Annotated in this window: 19 protein-coding genes; 1 reads left to right on the top strand and 18 read right to left on the bottom strand. The window is 49.3% G+C overall.

The annotated features are described in order from the left end of the window. Nucleotides 1-267: 267 nt before the first annotated feature. The gene (locus EHT25_RS08355; RefSeq protein WP_124873191.1) at nucleotides 268-1305 is read left to right on the top strand and encodes a LacI family DNA-binding transcriptional regulator; all 1038 of its coding nucleotides are present in this window, start codon (nucleotides 268-270) and stop codon (nucleotides 1303-1305) included. Between the two features lie 25 nt (nucleotides 1306-1330). Here EHT25_RS08355 and EHT25_RS08350 read toward each other — a convergent pair whose 3' ends face one another. The 18 genes from EHT25_RS08350 to EHT25_RS08270 all read right to left on the bottom strand — a co-directional run bounded on the left by EHT25_RS08350 (nucleotide 1331) and on the right by EHT25_RS08270 (nucleotide 26050). Then, complete coding sequence (locus EHT25_RS08350) at nucleotides 1331-2800, bottom strand: contractile injection system tape measure protein (RefSeq protein WP_124873189.1); 1470 nt, start codon at nucleotides 2798-2800, stop codon at nucleotides 1331-1333. Further along, a complete protein-coding gene (locus EHT25_RS08345) occupies nucleotides 2797-4077 on the bottom strand; it encodes an ATP-binding protein (RefSeq protein ID WP_124873187.1) in 1281 nt (426 codons plus the stop codon). The genes EHT25_RS08350 and EHT25_RS08345 overlap by 4 nt, the downstream gene beginning before the upstream one ends. Before the next feature lie 106 nt (nucleotides 4078-4183). Continuing rightward, nucleotides 4184-4552 (bottom strand): hypothetical protein, encoded by a 369-nt coding sequence (locus EHT25_RS08340; protein WP_124873185.1) that lies wholly within the window; start codon nucleotides 4550-4552, stop codon nucleotides 4184-4186. Nucleotides 4553-4573: 21 nt separating this feature from the next. Next, a complete protein-coding gene (locus EHT25_RS08335; protein ID WP_124873183.1) occupies nucleotides 4574-4945 on the bottom strand; it encodes a hypothetical protein in 372 nt (123 codons plus the stop codon). 12 nt (nucleotides 4946-4957) lie between these two features. Further along, on the bottom strand, nucleotides 4958-8530 hold the full coding sequence (locus tag EHT25_RS08330) for a hypothetical protein (protein ID WP_124873180.1): 3573 nt from the start codon (nucleotides 8528-8530) through the stop codon (nucleotides 4958-4960). Between the two features lie 16 nt (nucleotides 8531-8546). Continuing rightward, nucleotides 8547-11981, bottom strand: coding sequence for a hypothetical protein (locus EHT25_RS08325; RefSeq protein WP_124873178.1), 3435 nt, complete (start codon nucleotides 11979-11981; stop codon nucleotides 8547-8549). A gap of 105 nt (nucleotides 11982-12086) precedes the next feature. Continuing rightward, nucleotides 12087-15074 carry a contractile injection system baseplate wedge protein gene (locus tag EHT25_RS08320; protein ID WP_124873176.1) on the bottom strand — a complete coding sequence of 996 codons (2988 nt, stop codon included), beginning with the start codon at nucleotides 15072-15074 and terminating at the stop codon, nucleotides 12087-12089. Next, the gene (locus EHT25_RS08315; protein ID WP_124873173.1) at nucleotides 15068-17992 is read right to left on the bottom strand and encodes a baseplate J/gp47 family protein; all 2925 of its coding nucleotides are present in this window, start codon (nucleotides 17990-17992) and stop codon (nucleotides 15068-15070) included. The genes EHT25_RS08320 and EHT25_RS08315 overlap by 7 nt, the downstream gene beginning before the upstream one ends. 61 nt (nucleotides 17993-18053) lie before the next feature. Beyond that, nucleotides 18054-18458, bottom strand: a complete 405-nt coding sequence (locus tag EHT25_RS08310; protein WP_124873171.1) for a gp25 family contractile injection system sheath assembly initiator — start codon at nucleotides 18456-18458, stop codon at nucleotides 18054-18056. Nucleotides 18459-18507: 49 nt separating this feature from the next. Further along, on the bottom strand, nucleotides 18508-18786 hold the full coding sequence (locus EHT25_RS08305) for a PAAR domain-containing contractile injection system baseplate protein (RefSeq protein ID WP_124873169.1): 279 nt from the start codon (nucleotides 18784-18786) through the stop codon (nucleotides 18508-18510). Between the two features lie 6 nt (nucleotides 18787-18792). Next, nucleotides 18793-20538 carry a type VI secretion system tip protein VgrG gene (gene vgrG, locus EHT25_RS08300; protein ID WP_124873167.1) on the bottom strand — a complete coding sequence of 582 codons (1746 nt, stop codon included), beginning with the start codon at nucleotides 20536-20538 and terminating at the stop codon, nucleotides 18793-18795. Between the two features lie 42 nt (nucleotides 20539-20580). After that, the gene (locus EHT25_RS08295; RefSeq protein ID WP_124873164.1) at nucleotides 20581-21276 is read right to left on the bottom strand and encodes a CIS tube protein; all 696 of its coding nucleotides are present in this window, start codon (nucleotides 21274-21276) and stop codon (nucleotides 20581-20583) included. Beyond that, a complete protein-coding gene (locus EHT25_RS32620; protein WP_185731299.1) occupies nucleotides 21273-21428 on the bottom strand; it encodes a DUF5908 family protein in 156 nt (51 codons plus the stop codon). Before EHT25_RS32620 ends, EHT25_RS08295 begins: the two co-directional genes overlap by 4 nt. A gap of 38 nt (nucleotides 21429-21466) precedes the next feature. After that, nucleotides 21467-21919: a phage tail protein gene (locus EHT25_RS08290; protein ID WP_124873162.1), complete on the bottom strand. Its 453-nt coding sequence runs from the start codon at nucleotides 21917-21919 to the stop codon at nucleotides 21467-21469. A gap of 23 nt (nucleotides 21920-21942) precedes the next feature. Beyond that, nucleotides 21943-22377, bottom strand: a complete 435-nt coding sequence (locus tag EHT25_RS08285; protein ID WP_124873159.1) for a phage tail protein — start codon at nucleotides 22375-22377, stop codon at nucleotides 21943-21945. A 53-nt stretch (nucleotides 22378-22430) separates the two neighbouring features. Then, nucleotides 22431-24440, bottom strand: coding sequence for a phage tail sheath family protein (locus tag EHT25_RS08280; RefSeq protein WP_124873157.1), 2010 nt, complete (start codon nucleotides 24438-24440; stop codon nucleotides 22431-22433). A gap of 252 nt (nucleotides 24441-24692) precedes the next feature. Then, entirely contained in the window at nucleotides 24693-25445 is a 753-nt protein-coding gene (locus EHT25_RS08275) for a hypothetical protein (protein WP_124873155.1), read from the bottom strand. Beyond that, nucleotides 25442-26050, bottom strand: coding sequence for a Pvc16 family protein (locus EHT25_RS08270; RefSeq protein ID WP_124873153.1), 609 nt, complete (start codon nucleotides 26048-26050; stop codon nucleotides 25442-25444). Before EHT25_RS08270 ends, EHT25_RS08275 begins: the two co-directional genes overlap by 4 nt. Nucleotides 26051-26208 lie beyond the last annotated feature (158 nt).

Here is a 26208-nt window from a genome sequence, read left to right as displayed (position 1 = left end):
AAGGAAAAGAGTGGCTTTTAGAAATTCAGCAGGCAGATATCCCGTTGGATAAGTCTTTAACTGGGTTAAAACCTACTAAATCCGTTTTTTTTGCTTTTCCTGATTGATATTACGACGGAATGGTAATTTTGAAAAGAAAAAATTGAATTATATTTTTGGGAATGTTCCCAAAATTTTGGGAACATTCCCAAAAAAGAAGTCATTCAGTGGGAAATGAACACGGATTTTGTTGCAGAAAAACCGATAAAATTAGAATAGTACTATTTAATGAAAAACCATCAGGCTACCATCGTCGATATTGCCAAAACCCTGGACCTCTCCAAATCGACCGTTTCGCGCGCACTAACGGGTCACCCGAACGTAAAAGCCAAAACCCGCGAACGGGTGCTTGAACTGGCCGCGCAGCTCGATTACCAGCGCAACCAGCTGGCGATTTCGCTGCTGACTAACCGCACGCAAACCATCGGCATTATGGTGCCGGAGTTTCTGAGCCCGTTCTTTCCCAAGGTGATCATTGGTGCGCAGGAGGTGCTGGCGAAAGCGGGCTATAACATCGTCATCTGTCACTCGAACGAATCGTACGAAACGGAAATTGTCAATACGAAGTTGCTGTTAGCCAGTCGCGTAGACGGTATTCTGGTGTCCCATACGAAAGAAACCCGCAATTTTGAACACTTCAAAATCTTCGACCGGAAAGGCATTCCGGTGGTTTTTTTCAACCGGATTGTCGACGAAATGAGCGTTTCGAAGGTAGCCGTCGACGATTATGAAGGCGCTTATCAGGCGGTTGAGCACCTGATCAAAACCGGTAAACGGCGGATTGCCCATCTTTCGGGACCCGATTCACTGCAAAACAGCCGTTCACGTTTGAATGGCTACCGGGACGCCCTGACCCATTACCGGATTCCAATCGATCCGTCGCTGATTATTTCCTACGATCTGACGCTTGACAAGGCGAATATTTACGTCAATCACCTGCTGAATCTGCCCCAGCCGCCCGACGCGCTGTTTGCCATCAACGACCCGACGGCGATTGAAGCCCTGAAAGTGATCAAAAGCCGGGGGCTGCGTGTACCGGAAGATATTGCGATTGTGGGCTTTAGCGACGACCCGATTTCGGCCCTCATCGAACCCGGTTTGACGACGGTTTCCCAACCGGTCGATGAGATTGGCCGCCAGGCCGCCCGGCTGTTGCTCAATCAGTTAGGTGCTGAGGACGAGCGTCCGGAACCCGAACTGGTGGTTTTGCCCACGAAGCTGATCGTGCGCGGTTCGACCAGCCTGGGAGAGCATGATCTCAACTGAATGGATCCCACGGAATGGCGTTGTGTTAGTCCCATTGCACCACGATTAATTTTTCGGCCCAGGGCAGCTTAATCATGCCAATGCCCCAGGGTAGACGTTGCAATAGAACATCAATCGATTTTTTATCCATTGTCACGACAAAATGCGTTTTTTCCGAAGACAGGATGCCGCTTCGCTGGAGAAATTCGGTCTGGGCAACCTCCGGTGATGTATTTTTCAGCACTTCCCAGTGACCGATCAGGGCATGAACTAATTCCCGGCATGCTTTTTTTGCTTTTCGGGTTAGCTTCCAGACCGGAAAAACCGCTTCGTCGAGGGGAATGCCGCACAGAATTTTATAGAAAGCGGTTTCATCTTCGTTGAACAGAAGCCGGGAAGTCGTCAGGTAATGCAGGAGCTGGACGGCTTTGAACTGGCTGAATCTATCCACAAACCGGGACTTGGATAACAACTTGAATTCGTCAAAAAACGGCAGCAGGAAGGGATGAAGGAGCAAGACGCCGGCATTCGTTATGGGTAGGGTAGCCGGTGTTTCCGAAGTCGTTGTTTCGCTATACACCTTGATTTCAGGTGTCGAAAGAGCGAGTTCTTCGGCCATTCGCACCAAATCGGGCGACAGCAAAATCCCTTTTGCGGTTATTTTTTCAATCGCCTTCCGATCGATCAGAACAGCCGATGGCTGGCGTCTTTTCAAGCGTGGCGCATCCACTTTCAGCAGTAAATTCACCAAAACGGCTGCGGCTTGTCCGGATTGGAGCCGCGAAGGGGATTCTATTTTCAGGAAATCAAAAAACCGGCCGAAATCCTGACTGGCTACAACCGCTAAACGAGCTGAATCAAACCGAGCGAGGTGTTGAAGTAACGCAAGGATATCCGATTTGAAAAATGTAAAATGGTCGGCGATGATTGGTAATACCTCGTCCCGATTAGTCCTGAAATAAAGCAGAAACCGGACAAAGGCTACCGGTTTTTCGCTGAACAAGCGGATCCATTGGGTACGGTTTGGGGCCTGAAAACGCCGGACCAACTCAAACACAAAATCGGGATTTTGCTGTAAAATCAGCTTTTGCGTTTCCCACCGAAACCGCCCCGTTTCCAGAAAATACCGGAGACTTTCGAATGTCCAAACCGTTTCGGCATCCTGCGGGCTAAAGTCTCCGGTTTTTAGGTCTGCTCCGTCCGCGGGCGAATTCGCGTATTTCCATTCGGATTCCGGAAACTTGAGTCGGTCCCTTTCGAGGGCTTGCTGTATCTGGGCGTTCAGTTGATCTTTAATTTCCCGGATCAGGCTTTCTGCGTCCGACCCGCGGTGGTCCAGTTCGATTTTTTCAATGAACACATTGATGTGCAGCGGGACGTTTTCCAGTACTTCCTGCACTACCCGGACGATTTTATCCCGAAATTCCTGATCAATCCGGTGGTTGATCGCCGACAGGTTTTTTTCATCGGACGGAAAATGGAGGTCGAGAACCAGTTTGTGGACAAGGTGGTTCATGGCGTTTTTCCTTCCTTCCAAAGCTCGCGGGCGATCCCCCGTTGAATGTCGGTCAGAAGAATGTCACGGTTTTCGCGTTGCCGGGCTTTCAAGGTAGCGTATTGCACCACGTTCACGATCGTTCCGCCGGTAACCTCGTATTTGCGGGCAATTTCCGGAATAAAATCGTACGCTTTTACCAATGCCTGACGCCACAGTCGTTCGCGTTCCGCAACCTTGGGAATCCGGAATTCAACCATGGCCTGAAACCGCCGGGCAAAGGCTTTGTCGATGTTGTGTTTGAGGTTAGAGGCCAGAATGACAATCCCTTCAAACTCCTCGATTCGCTGGAGCAAGTATGAGACTTCCTGATTGGCGTAGCGATCGTGGGCATCGCGAACCCCCGTTCGGGAGCCAAAAAGGGCGTCGGCTTCGTCAAAAAACAGGATCCAGTCTTTGTTCTCGGCTTTGGCAAACAGCTGCGACAGGTTCTTTTCGGTTTCGCCAATGTATTTGGAGATGACCAGCGACAAATCCACCCGGTAAACATCCAAACCTAGCCGTTGCCCCATCAGGGAAGCCGTGAGCGTTTTTCCGGTACCGGAAGGGCCGTAGAACAAAACCCGGTAACCCGGTTTGACGATCGAGCCCAGCCCCCAGTTTTTCAAAAGCTCTTTTTGGTGCCGGTGCCAGTCCACGATATCGTCCACCTGTTCGCGGGTATCGGGTTCCAGAATGAGGTGATCCCAGGTGAGCACTGTGCTGATCTTCCGGGCCGGAAACTGGCTGGAAAGCTGGTAGTCAACGGTTTGTCCGTTGAAAAGCTGGGCGAAATAATGGCTGTCTACTTCCAGCAGCTGCAAAAGCGGGTTGTTTTTCTGTTCGTTGTTGCTAAGCGTTTGCAGGTTCAGGATACCGGTTTTAAACAGTTTACCAGCGATCGTTTCGGTGGTTTTCAACGCATATTGCCAACCCGCATCGGGATATACAATCAGCAGAGCCACCTGCAACAGGGGGAGCAAAACCCCGGTGGTGGGTTCCTGATAAAACAACAGCGACGGTTTGACCAGACTACCGCCAACCTGCTCATTGAGTTCATTGAAAAACGATGGATCGAGGTACGGCAAAACCGCTACCGTCAGCAACAGTTGTTCTTTGTCGGAAAGCTGGTGTGTTTCAACGAACTGATTGAAATGGGAATTATCGGTTATTTTTTCAGATAAATGGCTTTTGATCTCCACTCCGAAGTGCTGGCTGAGATTGGTCAGAAGGTGGGCGAGGAGAGCGGGGAGCGGCATGATAAATGGTTGTACGAATGGACTTAAAATTAGTGCCTTTAATTTATTTAGCGATTTGTCTAAAGAGTTTGGGATTTATAAAAACCGCTTGATTGTGATTGAAAATTTATAAAATGTTGGAAAGATCAAACTCTTTTTTTACGTACTCATGTAAGTTTTTTCTTTCGATACTGCTCCAGTTCTTTAGTAATATTTCTTTAGTTTTATCAATTAAAGTTTGGTTTTTTGAGTCCAGAATTCCGATCACAGGTATCCATGCAACCTTAATAAATCCCCAGAAATTTTCTTGGCGGTTATTTTCGTTACGAATCGCATCGAATAAAATGGGCTCTACGTCTTGCGATTCATTAATCCTGTAAACTAATTCAGTATAGATTTTTGCTCTTTCAAGCGGTGATTTTTGATTTAAATTACCGGTGAGGTAACTGACGTCCTGATTGGAAAGGGTATTGTCCCTTGGGAAAATGGTGTTCATGTAATAGATGATTTTAAAGAATTATGCGATTAAGTAATCCCTGACCAATGGAGTTATATTGAATAAATTACCTTCATTTTTCTCATCAAAAACTGCCCAATAGATTAATAAGTTTTGGTACTGTAATTTGTCGCTATCCAATATAGGTTTTATCTGATTCCATATTTCATTGCTATGATCAATATTAGTGGCTAAATACTCATCATAAGATGCGAGTATTAATGAAACAATAGCAATTTTTTCCGCAGATGACAACGTATAGGTTTGCAAGGTTTTCAAGAAATCTGCAATTCGGGTTTCGTCTGCATATTCAATGGCCCAGTCTTGCTCATCTCCTGTTGAAGAAAGTTTCAGAAGTTTGCTGACCTTCCTTATAGTGTCTTTAGTGATCATTAGGCATAAATTTTAGTACTCTGGGTAAGCCGTTTTTACTCCTTTTCCCCCGGGAACCAGCTTGATTTTAGTTGGTATTCCGAATGTGCCATCCGGATTAATCATTCTTGCCGGAAATCCTTCGGGCATTGGCAGGGATGTGGCTCCCTGCGTGGTTGCCCCTAAATTATCCTTAATAAAGCGGGCAGCTGCCTGATTATCTAAAAACTGTCCTTGCGCAATGCCTGAACCCCTTGCCCTATTTGTTAAAAAGGTGGTCATTTCTTCGCCGTGCGTAGTGAATGTGTGGCCAAACGTGCTTTTCGTTAAAGCTATCTCAGCTTGAACGGATTGCGTTATTTCTGTACTGATAGCCCGTCTTGTTTCCGGGCTAATAATACCTCCCGGTTCTGGAGTTGGCAATTCATCGAGCCGAAATATTCGCGCTTTTTCGGCTCGTAAATTTTCTAAAAGTTCTCTTGCAATATCAAATCGCCGATGTTTCCGCATCAACTTTATTTCTTCCATGTACGCCCGGAACTCCGTGCTGTATCGGTAGTTATCATCAAATAATGACGCCATCCCTCGGTAGCCCCCAGCGCGGTCGTCCAGAAAATGTTGATATTCGTGTCTTAAGGCTGAAATGGATGCATCAGGGTCTAGTTTGATAGTACCCGGTTCGCCCTTTCTCAAGCCTGGTCCATAAGCAAACTGTTCATTTCCGGGTTCTGTGAATTGGATTTCTACACCTGCTTCCCGCATATCCTGTAGCATGGCTTCCCATTCGACCGGATGAGACTGATGTCCAGGGCCCAAATAATCCCGAACCGGATCTGCTTTCGACTCAAAAGGCCGTGGTTCATGTGATGCTTTGTATTTACCCGGACGCATCCGTTGCCTCATTGCCTTTCTGCCTGCATTGAAACGCCTGGCGGCATCAGCTAAATTGCCGAAAGCTTTTGTTTCCTTGATGGCACCCAGGGCTCCCCGAACTCCCTTGGCGACATTGGGCAACAGGTCAGCTACCAGACCGCCGAGTTTTTTCACACCTGCCAATAATGCCTGTGCAATTTTACCTCCGATTGCACCCAGGATCATAAGTGCCACCATGATTCCAAGTGTTAGCCCACTGTTGGCAATCCGCTGATAAGCATACTGAATTCGGTCATGATTGGTTTTAACACTTCCACTGGTATACGTGACAGGGAGTTGCTCTCCGTCGGATGGAATAGCTTCTGGATCTGAAGATTCATTGCTTTCGGGTTCAGTCTGTTCATCGTCATCCGTAACAGATAAATCGTATACAGCTTTGGTAATGACAAGTCCTTCGGTAGCAATCATTGATACCAGAATTCCTTCACCAATCGCAACTCCAATTTCAAAACCGGCACCAGCCCCAGGTATGGCTCCAACTCCGGCTCCCATTATTCCGCCCACAATTGCACCTATGATGGCTCCACCAATTGCGATCCAGCCAGCAAAGGCTCCAACAGTCATGTTGAGTGCCTGCATCCACTCCAAACCCCCATCGATCGCTTTACTGAATTCGCCAGCTCTGGCATCCTTATATATCTGCGGTATTAGGTGCCATAATTTGGGCGCATCCTCCCATAGCGGACTACCTTCGGCAAATGGCCAAATTAAGAACCAAATCATTTTCTTAGCTTCACCCCACCAGTTTGCGATTAGCTTGTTGACCGTCGGAGTCAGGTATTTTAAAATACCGGTTAGGTGCTTAGCGGTGGCAAGGCCTAAAACGGCCAACGCTTTTTTTACTTCACTTTGGGTCTCTCCCGGAATTTTATCGATATAGGGCTGTAAGTATTTTTTTGCTTCCTTTTCCAGTATCTCTGGATTATTCCAGATTTTTCGGAAACCATCAACCATGGTTTTAAACAAATTGTACAACCGATCGATGTCGGTCAGCAAATCCATAACGCGCAATATTCCAACCGTTACAAATTCGATTACTGTTAAGGCAGCATTATACAGAAACTGCAAAGCCCCCAGAATCGAATCGACCACTGCCGCCAGCGCATCGATGATCGCCGAAACGGCTTTCTTGAAAAATTCAAATGCGGCATTGACGGCGGCTTCGGCCCGCTGAACGGCCCCGTCGATTTTGGCCTTGATGCGGTCGCGGAGGGTGGGGAAGGCCGCAAAAGCAACCTCTACCAGTCCTTTTAAAAATTCCCCAAATGCTTTGATGAACCCGACGATGGCTTTCCGGGCTAATTCAAGGGCTGCCAGGGCCAGGCGTTTTACTTTATCGAAAATCCACGTGACCGCTTTTCGCAGCTTATCGAAAATAAAGTTGAGCGCACTTTTTAAGGCATTGATTAACGAGGATACCTTATCGCCCAGCCAACCGAAAAAGCCCTTGCTTTCGCGTTTGCTGCTTTCCTGCTTCTGGCGACCTTCTTCCTTCGCTTCGTTTCGCTTGGCTTCGGCTTCGCGATTGCCGTCGGCAATGTGCCGCTGGGCTTCCGCGTTGCCCTCCGTTTGTTTGGTTTGAATCTGCCGGTTTTGTCGGATAGCTTCGGCGTTGGCGCTGGTGTTGAAATTGGTTTCAACAGTATTCAGTTCGGTGTGCCATTCCTGCCGCGATTGGCTGACCTGCCCCTGCGCGTCGGATTGGGCGCTGAGCTGGTCACGCTGTGATTTCCGCCGTTCGGCATCGATGTTTCCATCGGCTTTTTGGCGCTCTGCCGTACTTTTCGCTTCATAATCGGCTTGACCGGCATCGTAGCGGGCACTTTCGGCTCCAATTTTTTCCTGAATAACCGGCGCAAACTGGGCGTTTAAAGTAAGCTGGGTCTGGCCAGTCGGTACTTTACCCGGAGCGACCGGTTTTGCCTTGGGTAGCTTCGATTGAATGACGTGGCTGGCCTTCAGCTTCGTGTGACCAGGCCGTTTGATTACCCCGTTTTCGCCAAAGTCATTATTGATTTCCAGCGCGGCTTCGTTCTTTGCATCGGTAACTTCCTGCCCCTGCTGCTGTTGGTCGGTGGTTAGTTGAGCAGGATCGGCCTCGCCTTGCAAATCGAGAACCGGTGCTTCGGCGGTTGTCGGAATATCGGATATGTCCAGTTCAACGCCGTCCAGGGCTTCCTGCGCCCGATGGGGATCTACTTCGGCGGCATTTCCCGCACTCCGAAAGTTAATGTTGGGGCTAACGATGGTGGCCTGTTGCGGAATGTCCGGAAGGGTAAAAACCGGTGGTTGAACGCCCGGATTAGCGGGTGAAACCGGTCGACTGTTCGCTACCCGGTTTCGGGCCCGAAACCGGGCCGTGGCTGCCTGCGACTGCGAAAAGGCGCTTCCGCTGGACTCATCAACGACCGGCAGTTGTTTGGTCGCTTCGTCTTTCTGCTTATTGAGAGCGGTTTTGCTGTGAACGGTTGCCTGCGTAAATGCCGCTCCAAGCTGGGAAGCCGGAGTCGTGGTCAAGCCGGACAGAATCCCGCCGGGTGTGTTATTGGTTTGGGCGGCCTGCCGCTCCCGGTTTTCCTGCCAATAGGGCGGTCGCTGCCCGGGCGGATTGATCACCGCCGGAGCTTTCGCCGTGGGTTTGGCCTGGGGTGGAGCGGGAACCGGAGCAGCCATCGATCAAACACTAGGTTTATTCTAAAATAAATGTACCGAGTTGACGATTGGCGACCAGCCTTTTCTGCACGCTGTCCTTGCCGCATAATTCGGTTACAACAGTCAGGCTAAAGGGAATATTTCCCATTTCCAGAATGATACTGTAGGGAACTTTGAGCTCTTTATTTTTTTCCTGCTCTTTTAACGCTCGATTCACAAATTCCGACTGTGGATCCCACTTCCAGAGAAAGCCGATTACCCTCGTTGCGTTTTTGGGAGATAAGATGATTAGTTTATTTTCTGCATCATTCGTCAATTCAAAATCAGCCGAAGGTCGGATAATGGTAATGGTCAGCGAAATGCCTTTATACGTCAACGGGAAAACCGTGGTTTGTGTTATAACCTGCTTGTTGGGAAGAAATACGGGTTTATTGCCTTCGAATTTTAAATTGCCCTGATTCTGAACCGCCGTTAGCTTAAAATCGGCATCGACCTGAATTTCAACAGGCTGATTATTGCTTATGCAGAATTCCGTTGCATCAAGCTTGAAAACCGGTTGCGGGGGTGGGGCGGGTAACGGTACGACTTCATACTTGGAATTTCCTTCCACCGGACACAGAGTGCCGATGGTCGCAGTCACCTTGATGGGGTAGGATTGGGCTTCAGCCGGATACGTATGTTCAAGCGTGGTTTTTGTTTGATTTTTGAGCGTGGTACCGTCCCCAAAATCAACGTCGTACTGCTCACCGGCCATCGGATTGTTGATCGTCAGAACACATTCACGGGGATCGTTGGCTTTTTGTTTCGTTGTCAGCTCAAGCGGTATGGTGCGGGCCGGTAAAATCGTGACCGTCAGTTCGTTGCTTTTCTGATTGGCTTTCGACGTAAAGGAGATTTTCTGATCACCCTCGGTTGCCGAACTCTTGAAAAAGTATTTCCCGACTTCGCTGGTGATATTTTCCGTGAAAGTCCCCTCCAAATCGGATGGCGTGAGCGTTACCTCCACTTTCTCCGGATTATTGGCACAAAAGGCGGTTTTGCTGATTGCGATCTGGGGCAGGACCGTCACAGTTGGCAAAACGAGATTGATCGCATCGCCTTCTCCGCAGCAGATGTACGGCAAACAGAAATCGGCAAAGACAATGCCATCGGTGCTGGCGGGCGGAATCACGTCCAGAATCCCTAATTTATTCTCGAGTGATTTCCACAGATCGGTCACCACAAATTTGTATTCGAGCGGCAGTTTTTCCGCCAGCATTTCGCTCATCTGGTCATAAGCCGCCTTCTGGATTTTTTTGGTTTCGTCGGGATTGGCGGCAATGACGGCGTCCCGTTGCAGAAGAACCTGCTTCGATTTAATAACCGGATTCGATTTTTCAATCTGCTTGACGAACCTGGCATTGTCTTCGGCCGTCACCGACAGGGCCTTTTTGTAATTTCGAATCTCCAGCGTGGCTTCCAGCGACCCGGTTTTGACCACGGGCGGTTTGGTTTTGACCAGAATGGAACTATCCGAGTAAACCAGCAAAAACGTACCGCCCCGGATCGTTCCGTTCAGCGGTTCAATTCCCGTGTGGGACTGATAGAAATTACTGAAAAGCGTTTTCTTGACGGATTCTGTGTAGCGTCGCCGGGCTTCGGTAAAGAGAACCGTAAACGGATCTTCCAGAACCAGGTCATTCAGTTGGTCAAGGTGATCCATTAAATCCTCCGATTGAAAATCCGTCACCTTAATACAGGCCCGGTGAACCAGGTAGATGTAGTGGATGTTGTCAAAGGCGGTTTTTAAATCGTCGTAATTGTCCAGAAATTCGGTGAGATCTTCCGTAAATAAATTAGAACAGGAGTTAACCAGATTGATCAAATTGGTGACGGCCGAGTCGGCCATGATTTTAGGAACCAGGTCGGCTCTATGATCGGTGAGCCAGTCGGTAATCTTACCGGTTATTTTGGTAACCCGCGTGCGCGCAATGTCGTAGTCGACTTCCAGATCGCTGTAATCAAATTCGGCGTCGTTGATGGCCAGTTCCCGATCCCTGATGTCGATGGCATTTAACGCAATCACTTTAAACGGCAGACGGTGGGCCTCCCGAATCAGCTCGATCGACCGGATCGCATCCTGATAATTCGTTCCGATATGCCCTTCAATCCGGTAAAAATCATGCGCTTCGAGGTCATACAGCAAGGGCTTGACCAGGTGATTTTTATCCGGCGCGTATTGGTCGGCTTTGTAACCCAGCGGCAGGCCTTTGGGCTTCCACAGCCGGCTCAGTTCTTTTTCGCCCGTATAGTAGTAAGGAACCGCTTTTTTTTCGAGCAGCTTGTTGCCATACATAGAGGGAGTGACTTTGATAGCGGTTTTTGAAACGTCAAAATTGTTGAGTAGGTGAATGAGCCGCTTGAACAGAAATTCCAGTCGGTTAAAGTTTTCCAGTTCGTCTCTGGCCAGCGGTGGAGCCGGAAAATAGCCCGTTCGGTACTGGGTGTTGCTGAGCGCATTATCCGTCGGACCCGCCAGCACGTGGAAAGGAAATTGGTCCGTTACACCATCTCGGTGATAGGCTTTGCCGACTTCCAGAATTTCGTGATACGCCTGAACAAGGTCCTGTAGCCAATTGTACAGGTATTGCCCGTTATCCGTGTTTTTGTATTTGGAAACCTGCGGTTCAATCCGATCCGCATTCAGGAGGTTGAATCCTTTCAGATGCCCGAATACGGTTTTGGTGGTTTCATAAAGGGCCTTCAACGCAGCGTTAATGGCGGTTGGCACTGCGCCACTATTCACCTTCTGAAAGGCCGCCACCACATCCGTACGGGTAGACAGGGCGGTTTTGGGAATGTCGAAGCGGGGGATAAAAACCGGATCTCCGGTCAGTTGAAAATAAGCCTGGGCGCTTTGGTTGGCGTTGGTGGTATCGGCTTCGGCCTGCGAAATCAATAGCGGACGGATGGTAATGATGACATTGGCGCTATTTTCGTCGCAGGAGTTGGCATCGCACTGGTCGGCCTGTTTAACGCCCATTTCGAAGAGCACCAGCACCACTTTGCCCGCTAAAATGGCCGAGGAAAGCGGTGTTTTGGCTTCGGTGAACGAATCATCCACTAATTCGGTGGATGCTTTGATGGCCTGGTACCGGGCTGATTTCGCCAGTATATTTTTCAGGGAATTGTCGTCGTCAAGGATGGGTTCCAGAAAGTCTTTTGAGAGTTCCAGCGAACGGATATGGGTGAATGTTTTTTCACGCCATTCGATCTGGAAACCCAGCGAAGTCACGGCCACGCCTTTTTTAAGGGTGACCGAATTGTTCGTAAATTCCAGCTCCAGTCCGTCGACAATACCGGTTGCAATCAGCCCGGTTCGGGTAATACGAATTTGTTCCTCCAGATAATTGAACGAACCGTTGAGCTGGTAATGACTCAACACCTGGTCCTCCTTATAAACAGGAAAAGTGGTATTCAGGACGGATTCCATGACAATGACGTTTTTGTTCGGTGTAATGCTAACAACCTTCGATTCTCCCCAGAAACCGGGATGCATTTCTCATCAATGGAAATACAATGACCTTGTAATCACTCACTACCTTGTAAAAATGGCTTCGAATCGTTGCTGCGCCGATCGCTCCGGTTGTTGCGTGGGAGGGCAGGTGCTGCGAGATTCAAAGTACTGTTGTTCGGCTTTCGATTGCGAAAACAGCGGTTGTGCGTTGGCGAAATCAATGACCAAAACCGTGTTGTCGATCTCCACGTAAAACGCCGGACGACTGCCGTCCGCTCCAGGGAGCTGCACGTTCAACGGATAGGATACTTCGTCATTCAGGACCCAACGGCCACCCGTGATTCGCCGGTTCTCATCCCGATCCGGAAAAACAAAAACCGTGTAGGTTTCCCGGTCGATGGTCAGGTGCAGTTTGGCCGTCGAATCCTGCCCCAAATCCAGCGGAATGGGTCGCTTTTCATCGGCATTTTTCCAGACTATCTTACGGGCGGTCTGGCTTCGGGCCGGGTTGAGCGGATCCGGTTCCGGTTTTTGCCAGATGTTCCGGGGTTCATATTCCCGGAGGGCCGTCCGGTTCAGAATGACCGGATGTTTTTTGATCGTGTTGTTTTCGTCCAGCTCAATGTCGTCACAATCAACCAGGTACGAAGGTGGATACATGTTATTTAGCCCGTTGATGGTGGTGATGAACCGGTTCAGCGAGTCCACATAGTCCGGATTCGGTGCTTCCTCTTTTACCTGGTAACAGGTATGATTGGCGGCAAAACCGCTCAGGCAGTTTGCAAACGCGAAGTAGTTCTGCTCGAATTCGAACATCTCGTCGGGACCAATCCAGCAGATTTTCAGGCTTAGATGGGCGGGCAGTTCTTCGCGAATCAGGTTTTCGACGTATTTCCGGAAACTCATGTCCATCGAAATGGGCAGCCAACCCGGCAAAACCGCCGTCACCCGGAATGAATAAGGGTCGCGGCAAAAACAGTCGCGCCCGAAATTGTCGGGCTCCTCGCAGATGTCCAGCAGCTTTTCGACCCCCCAGCGGGGCACCAGCAACTGATGTTCGATGATGTGAAGGCCGAAAATTTCGTCGAAGGAAAGGTCCCGGTTATCCCGGTATTTCCGAGGTTCCGGCCAGACCAGCGCTCCGGTGTCATCGATCTGGAAAAAAGGATGGATCAGCGAATGCTGGAGCAACGCGTCCGAATCCGCCGTCAGCGTGTTCGACAAACCCAGTTTTTTCGCTATTCGCAACTCAAAACCGGACAGGTTGGGGGTATTCCAGACCGGATGCTCGTAATTGAACGCGTGCGATCGTTCACCGCTGAGTTTCGGATAGCTCCGCAAAAAGGACTTTTTATCGGCTACGATGGCAGCGGGTGTGTAGCGGTGCGCCGACGAATAGCGAATGAACTGGGCAATGCTGAACTCAACGAAGCTGTCGTTGAACCGACTGATCAGGTGGTTCAAAAACCGGTTTCGCCGGTTAAAATTTTCAATCGGAGTTTGCCCCAAAACCGTTTCCGAATACGTATTGTGGTCGAACAGGTCGTCGTAATCCGGTAACTTGAGTTCGTTCAGATCCACGATTTCCTCGCCGGATAGGGCCTGATAAAAATAACTCCGGTCGTCCGGTTTGTCGCTCCACGAAAGCAGCTCCGATGCGTTGTTCAGTTGGGAAAGATAATCCGCCAGCAGTTGCTCGAAAAACAGCAAATACCCTTTGAGCTGTAATCGCTGGGCTTTGCGCGCATCGGGGAATTGTTCCGAAATCGATTCCTGACCCAGTAAATACACTTTCGGAAACTCGTTCTGGATGGAATAGTAGTGCTCCAGATCCCGGTTTTTTCCCCTCAGCGCCGGTAAATCATTGGCCAGATCGGTTATTCCCCGTCGTTTGGGAACGATTTCGTCCAGCGTTACCTCGCCCGGTTTGATCCGGATCGGAACCTGGAGTTCATTGAAGAAAAAACTGAATTTATTGATGCGGTTTTTATCCGTCGGATCATCCAGGAGGTCGAGCCGGAGCCGGAAAACCCGGTTCGGATCGGTTAGGTGAAGGCAATATTTCTCACCGGTTTTCAGGGGATTTTTGAGATCGATCCGTTGCCCCGTCGCATCCAGTTGGTAGGAACTCAGGTGGATTTTACGAATGCTCCGAATCCCTTTGATCGAGCTGATCAAAAGATGGATCAGATCGGAGGTATACAACACTTTCCGGCTTTCAAAAGCTTCCAGTTCGGCATAGTCGATGAAGCCGTTTTCGGCCACACTCCCCTGAAATATCTCCTCAATCGATCGGCCTTTGGCCAGCAGTTCAGCAATCGTGTAAAAATGCAGCGATGGCGTGATGTACGCGTAAATGAGCTGATAAATCTGTTTTTTGATCGCCACCGGATCTGCCTGTTGATCGAGTTCAAAATCGGCACAGACGCCAACGTATTCGTACTGAACGAGGTCGACACCGACAAAATCTTCGCATAAATTGCGGTGATTCAGCAGAAACCGGTGAACGGCACTTTTGATGTCGTCGGCTTCGGCCGCGGTGGTGACCCGAAAGTCGAACGAATCACTGTCCTGCAATTCCAGTTGAACGGTGTAAAAACCGCCCACCGTTAAGGCCGGATTCGTGCCGGTATCTTCGTACGTCAGTTCGGCGTGATTTTTAGCCACAAAAATGTGGGGCGTAAAGTGGGACTGAATCGGTTTCAGCCACACGTTCCGTAAAGAAAGAAAGTGATCGAGCAACAATTTCCGGTAATCGTTGAGGGTCACCGGATGAAATGTCAGAATCTCCCGGGCCGTAAAAACCGATTCGCCCAGATTCGGTGTAAACGACTGCGGTTTGGTGAGCAGGTCCCTGATGTCGAAATTGGTGCGATACCCCAAATCCGTCAGGGCGTAACAAAGCAGTTCGAGGATGGTAACCCCCGGATCATGCACGTTGTAATCGGTCCAGAGCTGGCCGGAAAGGCGCTGTATATGGGCTATTCCCTGCGCCCGCAGTGCCGCATAATCCTGTGACGCGGGTAAGTCGGGTTGGGCGGGAAGCGTGTAATTGTCCGGGTTCAGCATGGCTTGTCGGTATCGATTACGTGGGTCGCCGAGGAGGTCAGAATGACCGACTGGCTGGACGTTTTAATGTGCTCACCACACAGCACGGGGGCACCGTTGACATAGGTTCGAACTTCCAAAAAACCGATGTAATCAACGTACGCTAACTGCTCGATAAAGTTGATCAGATCCGATTGGTAGAGTTCTCCCCTGAACGTCAGGCCTTCTTCCCGGCTTTTCAGCCACGGCGACAGCCAGGCTTTGAGCGCTTTGCTGACCTGATCGGCGTAATAGGCTTTGTCAAAACCATCGATTAAGGTGACGTGTGCGGTTACTTCCAGGGCTTCGTAAACCGGATTGATGACCTCGATTTTTACGAAAGGACTCACGAATTTTTGCAGGTATGCCCGGATTTCCTCCCGCTTTCCGATGCTTACTTTGGGTTGCAGCAAATCCTGGGTTTGTACGTCTTCGAGGTGCGGAAGAACAACCAGAAGGACGTTTCCGGGGGCGTATTCGGTCGTACTTTTGCTGTGCGAAATACACTTTACTTTATAGATTTCGGGAAATTCTTCCAGCACCATCCGCTCATAATCCCAGATATTCCAGGCTCTGCTTTTGTGCCGCAGCAGTTCGCTAACCCGGGTTCGGTAAGCGGAAACGGACTCCGCAGACCGGCCGCCGGTGGAGACGTAGGGTTGTTCAATTTTTTTTAATCCGGAAAGCGGCAGTTCGACTTTAGTAATTGTTCCGGCTTCCAGTCCTGTGGTTAAATGAGCGGTTTCGTTGTTCTGGTTGAAAAAAGTACTTTCCACCGCCTGACTTTTGATGGCGATCACCCGTGGATACGCGGCACAATCCTGCTCACAGCGGGCGACCAGCCAGACTTTGTTCGAATCCAAAACCGTATTGCGGTTTTCAAAAGCCTCCGGTGGCAGTGAAAACCGGATGATGCCGGAAGTGGTCAGCTGACCGGTAGTGTCCTTGATGATTTCGTGGGGCGCCATCCGAACCAGGCTGTTGTTGCTGGCCGTAAACCAGGTGATGCCGTTGATTTTGAGGTCGGGATTTCCGCTGCTTTCGAGAAGCTGAAAATGGAGGGAAAGCGACTGCCCTTTGAGCAGCCTGGAAATGCCGATGTAAAGGGTGCCTTCGCTGCCAAATTCCGGCATTAGATTCGGTGGTACGGTTTTGTTAAATTTCTGGTAACCAAACGGATGGATCTGGTAAAAAAACGAAGCCGCATCGTTTTTGAGGGAAACGCTGGCGTTGTAATGCAGCGTCAACGATTCGTATTCCGGAATAACCGGTGGGTTGACTTCGATGTATGTGCCGATCAGTATGGCTTCTTTGGATACATCGGTTGCACGTTCGGCAATCTTGTCCTTTATTTTGACAGTACTGGCAGTGGTTGTCGCCTTCGAACTGGTCGAACCACCCCCGGCGGTTTCGGCAATGAATTGGGTGTAGCTGGCCAGCGCTTTGGCATAATCGTACTGGTTGATGACCCGGATAAAGTTATTTTTGGTTTGGGTCGAGTAACTTAAATCGGCTTCGTCCTGCGAATAGTCGTTTTTGAAAACACCGACGGCATTGTAGTTATTTCGATCACCGGGAAAAGCCGCTTGCCAGACGCCACCCACCAAAGGAAATGCCTGACTGAAATTCACGACCGAATTGGAGAGAGCCGGGTTCTCATTGACGACAAGCGCGAAATTTTTCAGGTATTTGTTGAACGCCGAAGGATAACCGATGATCAGTTTGGAGGAATTGGGAACGGGCCGGGTTCCGAATGGCAAAAACGATTTGGATGGATCGATTTCCCCCAAGTCATTGTAAAGCAGCAGATTCTTGCAACCGGTAACGCTGACATCGATGGTAATATCCGGCTTGTTTTGCTGCAATAAGCGATACTGCGCATGGTCTTTCAGGGAAATTTTGAGGAGCGGCAACACCGTATCAAAAAACCGGTCGCCGTGCTTTTCGGGGTCGAAACCAACCCAGGCCGGTAAGGCCGGTGCAAGGGTGATCACCAGTTTGCCCCCGGGAAGTTCCCAGCTGCTGACCTCCTGCCAACCCTTTGGCGCCGTGTATTGAATCGTGAGTTGATCCGCCAGTTCGGCCGGAAAGTTTCCTGCCGACAACGTAATCGTCCGGTTGCCTTCGCTCAAATAAAAAATCGGGGAAGCAATCAGACAACCAATTTCGGCCTTCGGTTGATTTCCGTTCCCAAACGGGTCCCAGGACGCGGGTTCGCTTTCAATGGGTTTGGAAATACCATCGGCCGTATCGGCTTTTTGCGTAAGCGCAATGTGCTGGATTTCACCCCCGTTTTTCTGGACGAAGACGGTTTTTAAATCCGTCACCTGCGCCTGGTTGACAACAACCTCTTCGGTGGTTTTGTATACGCGCGGATTGCCCTGACCATCTTTTCCCGCCAGCAGCCGGGTACCGCTTTTCAGCAGCAGACTTTCCTGACTTTTGGCCAGGGTAGTAAAAATAACCGCCTTGTCTGGTAGGGTCGGTTTGTAAGCCAGTTGCAGAACATCTTCGTAAAAGAGGCTGATGTGCTTGTCGGTCAGTTCGTTGAGGTTCGACTGGTTGATCTGGAAGAGTTGCAGAAACGCCAGAAATAAACCCAGATGCGGACTGATTTCACCGGTTTTCAATTCGTCGATGCTGGAAAACCGGCAGCGTTTGGTCGAGAAATCGTAAATCTGTTCAAAAAATACCGTCCAGTCAGCCCGGGCCGACGGATCGGCATGTACCCCGTCATAAAATCCAATGTAACGACTGTACTCCGCACTTTGCCGAACCAGATTGGTCAACGTTCGTTCATCCAAATCCACAAAACCGCTCTTCAGACCTTCGGGTAGCCTGTCGGTTTGGGCCGTGCCTTGTCGGGTCAGCGGGTGGGGCGTATGGCAAAGCGTTGACATCGGTTACGGACTTTGATTGACATAAACTTTTTAAACGAATACAAAACCGTCGGTTCGTTTTTCAGACGCCTTCGTTGAGGTAGAATGGATAAACCAGGTTGTACCGTGAATTCGTCGCTTTGACTTCGTACTCAACCTCGACTTCCACAATGCCGTCCTCGTCTTTACCGATCAAGGAAACCGACAGCGGTCGAATCCGGGGCTCATAGTTGTAAATGGCCGTAAAAACCAGGTCTTTGACGCGGGCTTTGAGCGTCGTACTGATCGGTTCAAATAACATAATATCCAGGTTACAGCCGAACGAAGGCTGCATGATCCGCTCACCCACCCGGGTCGCCAGCAGGATTTTCAGGCTGCTTTGAATGTCTTCTTCGTTGGAAAGCATTTTTGCCTGACCACTAACCGGATTAAATTCGGGCGGAAAAGCCCATCCCCGGCCCAAAAAGGTTTGTTCGAACGGGTCCATTGCGTTAAGAATAAGGTTGTTTTCTGAAAATCGGCCCTTGTCTGGCCCGCTAGCCAATGTTCACGGTCGGTTCGCCCACCGCAGCCATGGCCCCGCACACACAGGCATCGACCGTTCGCAAGGCCGGTTTTCCGCCAATGTTAACCGTTGCACTGCCCGCCGGAAAAGGCGAGGAGGGCGGGTGCGGAGGGGGCGACGGAATCACGCAGACGTGGATGTCGCCCACGACGGCGGCCGGCATTTTGCCGATCATCACGGTCGGGCAGCCGGGGCCCACCACCGTGCCGCCGTGGTTGGTTAAATCGCCGACCCGTACTGCTGCTGGCATAGTCGTTTAATTGATGTTGACCATCGATCCTTTTATTTCGGTAATCCCGTTTGACTTCAGACTGACTCCTCCCGAGCCTTCGGCCGACAGGCTGCCGGAGGCTTTTATTTCCACTTTTTTACCTTCTATTTTTACGTTTCCCCGGGCCGAAATCGTCAGGTCTTTGCCGCATTCGATCGTTATGCCCTTGTCCGAGAGCGTAATGCTGTTTTGGTTGGAATCGTCGTTGATCGTAATGGATTTCCGGTCGTCGTCAATCACTACTTTGCCCTGCGGGGTTTCAAGCGTGATGATTCCCTTTTTGTCGTCGAACAGCAATTTCAGTTCACTTCGGGTAATAAATCCCTTCACGGGATTGTCCTGAGCTGCTTTGAGTTCGTCGGGTACGTTGTTTTTGCTGCTGTTGAGCATTCCGAGGATCACCGCCTGGCGCGGATCGTCGTTGACAAATCCCAGAATAACCTCGTCGTTTTCTTCCGGATGAAAAACCGCTCCCCGGTTCGAGCCCGCATCCAGCCGGGCAACCCGGGCCCAAACGCCTTCTTCCCGGGCGGTTGTGATCGGAATCCTGACCAGAATATTCGGTTCGTCCTGTTCCGGAATAATGGTCGATACAATCCCGACCTGCAACCCATTGACCGCCGGGAGTAAGCCTCCGGCCGGTTTTTCATTCACGTCCGAAAACCGGTCCAGAAAACTTTCGGCATTCAACCCGATCTGGAGGGTGGTGAACCAGCGACCGGGGCCGATATCGTGCATGACGCCCGTTACCAACGCCTTCCCGTTGAACCGGTCGCCCAGGCCCGCCAGCTTCACCATATCCCCAATCTGCACGTCACTGGTGCCCTCGCATTTGACGATGCCCCGGATTTTACTGAGCAGGCTCCGGCTTTTTTGCGTATTGAGCACCTCAATGAGTTCGTTTTCGGCCAGACTTGCCCCGTTCCGAACTACGTACGAGTGGTGGTTGGCTTTCGATGCTAACTCACTGGCCGGGAGGTTACCGGTTTCGGAAAGCCCGGTCAGGGTCGAGCTGGCCGAACTGATTTCCTGCTCGGCACTGTCCCAGGTTTGGCCTTCGAAATTTTCAAATGCCACCCGATTGTCCAGTTCCAGGTCGGCTTCGATCAGCGAAACGCCGAATTCCAGGGTCACTTTTTCGGGGGCCGAAGTTTCCGGTTTTTTAATTTCGGTTTTCTCCGGTTTGGGGAGCACCAACAGGTTGTTTGCTTCGGCCCGCAGGTTGACAAAATCCCAGTCGGTGCAGTTCATCTGAACCATCTGTAGGTGCTCCGTTTGCGTATCCTCGACGGATTTTTCAACGGCATACGTTCCGAGAATGGAATCCAGCGTGTCGCTGTCCTTCTGTTTCATGAAAATTCCGCTTTTTCGGGTAAGCGCGGCTTTGTAAAGTGCGTGCTTCAGCTCGATGGTCAGCGTGGAGTTCTGGCTTAAGGTCGTCCGGATTCCGTGTTTGACCACGACGCCCTTAAAAATACTCTTATTCGTTTGCTGATAGCCTGCCTTGATTTCCAGCACCGACCCCGGAATGAACCGGTTGGTGCTGCTGATTTCGAACGTTCGTTTGGCCATACTGCCGTCGTTTAACACCACCTCGGCCTGCGGTATTTTACCGATCTCCGTCGAAATCGAAAGGCTAACCACCTGCGAAACATCCAAAGCCGTTCCGTCGCTCAGAATACTGAAACTGGGAACCGTTGTGTGTGGAAGGTCGGCGTTGGGCTGGGCCATGTGCGTGTATTTTTCCGGATTGCTTCGGGTTAAACAATCCCGCTACTTTTTAAGGGAAGGGAAAAAAAGGACAGTGCCGGCCGGAATCCGCCGGAATGTATTCAGGTCGTTGAAGCGGGCCACACGCTGGTAGAGGTCGTTTCGGTCGTACGTATCGTTGGAAAGGGACACCAGGTTGTCGTGGTCTTTCATAATCTTCTGATGGGTTACATCCGGCGACTCCAGGCTCAGCGTGCGGGCCAGTTCCTGGCTGTTCTGAACACTCTGAAATTTGGACGTTACCCTGGCCCGCAGCGGAGTTCCGTCGGCTTTGAAAAGCGTGTAGGTAACGTCGCAGGACTTTAAAACGGTTTTGTAAATCAGTTCGCCATAAATGATCTTGATAAAACTGGGTTCGTGCGTATCCGAATTGACGTGGTAAACCACCTTGAGATACGTGTCGATCTGTTCTTTGATGGTTTTCGTTTTGAACAGATTCAACAAACTGGCGTCGACTCCCGACGCATCGAGCGTAAATTCAATGCTTACTTCGGGCAGGGTGACAAACTTGTAGATGGGAGTTGTGGTTTCACCGGCGACCCGGTCTTCGCGCGAAATCTGAAAGCTGTTGGCAAAAGACGCCGGGTTATACTGCACCGTAAACTCACCCGATTTCTTCTTTTCCTCGAACGTATTGTCCGGATAAGCCTCAAATTTCAGCTTTTTCGTTTCGCCCCAAACCGTATCCAAAAAGCTCATCGTTCGTTCCGGTTTTTGATTTTTTGATTCAGTTGACGAAGCAGCAATTCCGCATTGGTTCGCTGCAACTCGATCGATCGGTTGTCGGACTGAACCGGGGCCTTGTTCTCGACCTGGGCTTTGATAATCAGTTCTCTAATTTCGACGGGCATGGTTCAGAACGGATTTAGTTTTTTTGAAACGGCAAATATCAGAGCGACAGGGGTGTGGCGAATTGGTAAGCCAGTTCCAGTGTTTCGATGACGATCTGGTTTTCCCGCGCATTCAAACCGGTGTAATCGATTTTTACGGGGTACGCTTTCGTGAAATTCCAGGCTTTCAGGGGAATGTGGTTTTCATTCAGCAGAATCACCTGGACTTCGATCGGGAGAAATTCCATGAAATAAATGGCCGCCGTTGCCCAGGCCACCAGGGGCGACAGGCCCAGTGCGGGCACCCCCCGTTTCAGCACCAGATTGCCAAACTTGGTCCGGGTCGGTAACTTATGGGTAAAGCGGTTATTTCCGGCTTCAATGAGGGGTTCGTGCTCCAGTTCGGCGGTCAGGCCCGTTACCTCCATGAATTTGGTATCGAACAAAAAACCGGGGATGCCCATGAAATTGACCAGAAAATGAAAACCAACGGCAGGATAAGGGCTCAGCATAGCAAGAACGGCCGGTTTTTACGTTACAGAAACTCGACCGTAATGCCTTCGTTAACGAGTTCCAGCGACTCAATGGCAACATCGTTGCTTTTGGCATCGAGCGAACCGGAGTCCATTTTCGACGGCCAGGCGTTTTTGACCTTCCAGACCACCACCGGTTCGTGAGCCTGATTGAGCAGTGAAATCGTCAGGTCCCGCCGGTCAATGGTATTCAGGGCGGAAGAATTGAGCCATTTGAAAAAATCGCTGTCCGTCTGCGTAATGCCGCGTTTGAGCGTAATGTTGTTGTATTTACGGAGCCCCGGCATTTTGATCATTGAAAAATCCGGACTTGAGCCTTCGCGGTATTCGATGACCTGGTGTTCAACCGTTAGCCCGGTTACTTCGCTGAAGCCAATGTTTGTGCCGCCCCAATCAACCCGGAAATGCGATTTTGGTAAGGGATATTTCGTTGCCATGGTGGTTAAAGGTGTTTATGGAAAATCAATCGCTGTCGTCACGAATACCTCCCTCACGATTCCTGTAGTTTATGGAAGAACCGCAGCACAATAAATTCCGCCGGGCGGACAACGGCCATGCCAATTTCAATGTTCAGTTTCCCATCCAGAATATCCTGGGAAGTCATGGTTTGGCCCAGGCCGCAGGCTACGTAATAAGCGTGCTCGGGTTTAGCCCCGGCCAAAGCGCCCTGCCGCCATAAGTTGTAGAGGAAGTTTTCGACCATTGTTTTTACTTTGAGCCACAGGTTGGCATCATTGGGCTCGAAAACGGCCCACTGGGTCGATTTTTTGGTGCTTTCTTCGACGAAATTATAAAACCGCCGGACCGGGACATACCGCCATTCTTTGTCGTTTCCGGCCAGGGTCCGCGCGCCCATGACCATCGTGCCCTGCCCCGTAATGGGGCGTATGGCGTTGATGGATTTTCCGGCGTTGACATCGATATTCAGGTTCTCCAGCTCGTCGTTCCGGAACCGTCGGCTGACGCCATTGATCCCGCCGATGCTGATGTTGGCCGGCGCTTTCCAGACTCCGCGGGTGTTGTCGGTCAGGCAATAAAGTCCGGCAATGGCTCCCGACGGCGGAATCACCCCGGATTGCGATTCGATGGATTTCAGCAGAATTTTGTAGGCGTTTGATTTCGCTTCCAGTGCTTCGTTGATTGTTTTGGCACTGTTTAAGCCTTCCGCCACGATCTCCGCACCCAGCTTGCCCAGTGCCGCATCGATATCCTTTAAGTTCGTCGTAACGGTTGGGGTAAGTAGTTCTTCGTACGTGGCATCGGCCACAATCACCGTGTTACTGTCGGCGGTCTTGAAAATCGACTCGTTATCTTTACCCCAGTATTCGGCCTTTGGCACGGTGTTCGGCGCATACGTTGCATCAACCCCAAAAAGTGACTCATAATCGTTCAATTCAGCCGCATTCTCAAATGCCGCCGTTTTAGCCAGGGCGAACTCCCACTGTATCAGTTCTGTATACTTGCCGACAAGGGAGTTGGTAATTCGGGTAATCAGGGAGGTCTGAAGTGTGCTGTCCTTGATCGTCTCAGCTGCTCCTTCCAGCGCACTGGCCGCCTTGTAAACGGTTCCCAGTAGGTTCCTAAAAGCCTTTACGATATTTACATCGGTTGTTCCGGGATTGGCCGCCGTTTTATGCGTGTTTACGGCGGCCAGGTAGGCTTTCCGCTGATCACTGTACGCTTTGTTAAGAGCCGCTATCGTATCCGAAAGAGTAGTAAGGGCTTGATTATCAAAAGCAATATCTTCCAGTCGTTTGCTCAGTCCAGCGGCTTCGTCGGCAGAAACAAAATCGGTGAATAGAACTTTCTTTCCCTCGCTATCCCTCAGTTTGTCAAATACATCCGAGAAGTCCAGGCTTTCGGTGAGATTGGCCTTGAGCCAGGGGGTGTAAGCCGCTCCATATTTCAGGTAGGTCATGCCAATGTCGTCCCGAAAACGCTCACCCAACTCGTCACCTTCCTTGATGTCCAGAATCGTTACCCGGTCCATGAGTTCGCCACATTGCATCAAAGCGGCCTGCTGCACATCCTTAAAGTCAGCCTGGCTCAAATTTACCGCATCCGGAAAAAGCAAAATGGTTGGCTCATCTTCCTCTTTTATTTTCGTAAGCCCATCCAGAAATTTGCCTTTATCAAAGTCGTCGTTAAAACTTCCGATGGAAACGATATAGCAGACACCACCACCATTGGTATAAAATAGTTGAAGGCTGTCGTAAAGATAGTTTTTATACGTGATGCTGGCGTCGGTAACTTCCCGGGTTTCGGGATTAATCGTAACTGAATTGACAACCGGTTTATTCGCTCCTCCAAAAAATACCTCAAAATCAAGCATCGAACTGATTTTTTTCGGTATCATCCGTAAATCATCCGGTGTATATTGTTTTGCTTTTTCGGTGTGACCAATAAATGCCGGAATAGCGGTTTCAACTTCGGCAATAGAAGGTGGAAATTTTGAAATTTCTTCTACGTAAACTCCGGGTATTTTTGTCGCGAGTGCCATTGGATACTTAATTAGTTAAATGAGATCATATGTGCAAAGTAGGTTAGATCGATGAAGCGGAATGTTCATCAATTCACTATTATTACATATATAAATAGTGAATTTAATTTTTCTAGAAGAGATACTTTAATTACTTGGATGAGTCAAATGTAAAAGGAATGATTTACAATTAATAACCGTTAAATAAAAACGATTACTTACCTTACTAAGTTGATTTTTTGCTGAAATGTAAGGAATGAATTGCCGGGGAATTTATTTGAATTCAATTGTACAAGTTATAAATTCGTCTTCCTTAAGCGTTCCATCTTCCAACTCAAAAGATTCCGTATAGCCTTGCAGAACATTAGAATAAGGTATCCGGATAACTATAGTGGATCTTGTCTTATATTCGCCGGTTTTATCAACTAGAAACCGCTCGCTCCAAAGATTACTGTCGGCTAGTGTGAACTCATAAACACCGGAAGGAAAGCTGGAAAAATCAAAGGATAGATTGAGTGCCTTTTTTTGGCTGCCGGATAAAACCGTAGTCAGGTTTTGCCGAAAAATTTCCGTTCCGTCGGCGCGTTTGATGACCCCTTCGTAGGATCCCAAAAACTGATTGTCTTCCTTGGTAAATGTTGTTTTACAGGGTCTTACGTTGATTGCTTCAACAAACGCCCAGGTATACACTTTGTTAACCTCGTTGGTTTCCCGGATGAGTTCCACGAAACCTACCTGATTTGACTTAGGGGTTACATTTCCCCTGAAAACAAGTTTATCCTGAGCACTATTCAGTAAAAAATACAGATCGTTTCCTGGTTTTAATTTAGGGAACGGGATGATTTTTTTGTTCAGAACGCTACCTTGAAAATACACTTCCAGTTCGGCTAGCAGAGCCTTTTTATTGACCAATAAACCGCTGCTGGTAAACAAAGAAGCGGTTTCTATGGACGGTGCAAAAACGGCCTTCGCACCCGTTGGTGATTTGATTGTCAGCTTCAAAAGTTTCTTGGTAGCCGCATTCATAGCGTTTTGGTCTCCACATTAATTTCCCTGACCTCCCGGGTTGTGGCTTGAGGTAAGGTTGGCGTAATTGCTACGATTCGAACTTTGTAAATGATATGAGGTATAATATTATTGGCTAATGCCTGCCAAAGATTATTGGTCTGATCCAGTGAAAAATTCTGTATATCCAGCGACAATTGGGAAAGTGGATCGATGTCATCACCTTCCAATAAAACAGCTTCAAAATCTGCTTTCTCGAATGAATTCTTGTTGGCAAATGTTGCTATTACTTTGGAAATATTTTTCAGCGCTTCTACATAATCTCCGCTACTACTGATCATTAAATATAAATTCAGTGCTAACTCTGAATTTATAATATTAATTCGGGCTGGGCTTACATCGGTTTTGCGTTCGTATCGGTACGGGGATTTAGTCGATCGTTCTTCTTCAATGCTTAATAACGTAATAAAGATATTACTACTGGCATCTTCTAAATCGGTTGTTTTGCTAGGCAGGTATTTAAGGTCAATATCAACCTGCTCAAGAGATGGGTTGTTTTTCAGGTATTTTTTCAGAAATAGAAGTGCGGTATTCAACATAATAAACGCTTGGATTGCGATTTTCAATCCTTAATTTTGTAATACTAAATTGAATTTATACCGAATGATCAAAGCTAAAAATATCGTTTGTTTTATCCCTATTCTTCTTATTAAACGGTAAATGGAGCTTGAATGAAAATAGTGGAATTAAAATAGTAACGTATGAGTAATCTCGAAAGCCACTA

Source organism: Larkinella rosea (assembly GCF_003858635.1).
GTDB lineage: Bacteria > Bacteroidota > Bacteroidia > Cytophagales > Spirosomataceae > Larkinella > Larkinella rosea.
Note: the sequence above shows the minus strand (reverse complement) of the source record. Positions and strands in the feature narration are given on the sequence as shown.

Bases quoted from the DNA above. Each gene is read 5' to 3' on its own strand.
- EHT25_RS08355 (WP_124873191.1), top strand. From the start codon at position 268: ATGAAAAACCATCAGGCTACCATCGTCGATATTGCCAAAACCCTGGAC.
- EHT25_RS08350 (WP_124873189.1), bottom strand. From the start codon at position 2,800: ATGAACCACCTTGTCCACAAACTGGTTCTCGACCTCCATTTTCCGTCC.
- EHT25_RS08345 (WP_124873187.1), bottom strand. From the start codon at position 4,077: ATGCCGCTCCCCGCTCTCCTCGCCCACCTTCTGACCAATCTCAGCCAG.
- EHT25_RS08340 (WP_124873185.1), bottom strand. From the start codon at position 4,552: ATGAACACCATTTTCCCAAGGGACAATACCCTTTCCAATCAGGACGTC.
- EHT25_RS08335 (WP_124873183.1), bottom strand. From the start codon at position 4,945: ATGATCACTAAAGACACTATAAGGAAGGTCAGCAAACTTCTGAAACTT.
- EHT25_RS08330 (WP_124873180.1), bottom strand. From the start codon at position 8,530: ATGGCTGCTCCGGTTCCCGCTCCACCCCAGGCCAAACCCACGGCGAAA.
- EHT25_RS08325 (WP_124873178.1), bottom strand. From the start codon at position 11,981: ATGGAATCCGTCCTGAATACCACTTTTCCTGTTTATAAGGAGGACCAG.
- EHT25_RS08320 (WP_124873176.1), bottom strand. From the start codon at position 15,074: ATGCTGAACCCGGACAATTACACGCTTCCCGCCCAACCCGACTTACCC.
- EHT25_RS08315 (WP_124873173.1), bottom strand. From the start codon at position 17,992: ATGTCAACGCTTTGCCATACGCCCCACCCGCTGACCCGACAAGGCACG.
- EHT25_RS08310 (WP_124873171.1), bottom strand. From the start codon at position 18,458: ATGGACCCGTTCGAACAAACCTTTTTGGGCCGGGGATGGGCTTTTCCG.
- EHT25_RS08305 (WP_124873169.1), bottom strand. From the start codon at position 18,786: ATGCCAGCAGCAGTACGGGTCGGCGATTTAACCAACCACGGCGGCACG.
- vgrG (WP_124873167.1), bottom strand. From the start codon at position 20,538: ATGGCCCAGCCCAACGCCGACCTTCCACACACAACGGTTCCCAGTTTC.
- EHT25_RS08295 (WP_124873164.1), bottom strand. From the start codon at position 21,276: ATGAGCTTTTTGGATACGGTTTGGGGCGAAACGAAAAAGCTGAAATTT.
- EHT25_RS32620 (WP_185731299.1), bottom strand. From the start codon at position 21,428: ATGCCCGTCGAAATTAGAGAACTGATTATCAAAGCCCAGGTCGAGAAC.
- EHT25_RS08290 (WP_124873162.1), bottom strand. From the start codon at position 21,919: ATGCTGAGCCCTTATCCTGCCGTTGGTTTTCATTTTCTGGTCAATTTC.
- EHT25_RS08285 (WP_124873159.1), bottom strand. From the start codon at position 22,377: ATGGCAACGAAATATCCCTTACCAAAATCGCATTTCCGGGTTGATTGG.
- EHT25_RS08280 (WP_124873157.1), bottom strand. From the start codon at position 24,440: ATGGCACTCGCGACAAAAATACCCGGAGTTTACGTAGAAGAAATTTCA.
- EHT25_RS08275 (WP_124873155.1), bottom strand. From the start codon at position 25,445: ATGAATGCGGCTACCAAGAAACTTTTGAAGCTGACAATCAAATCACCA.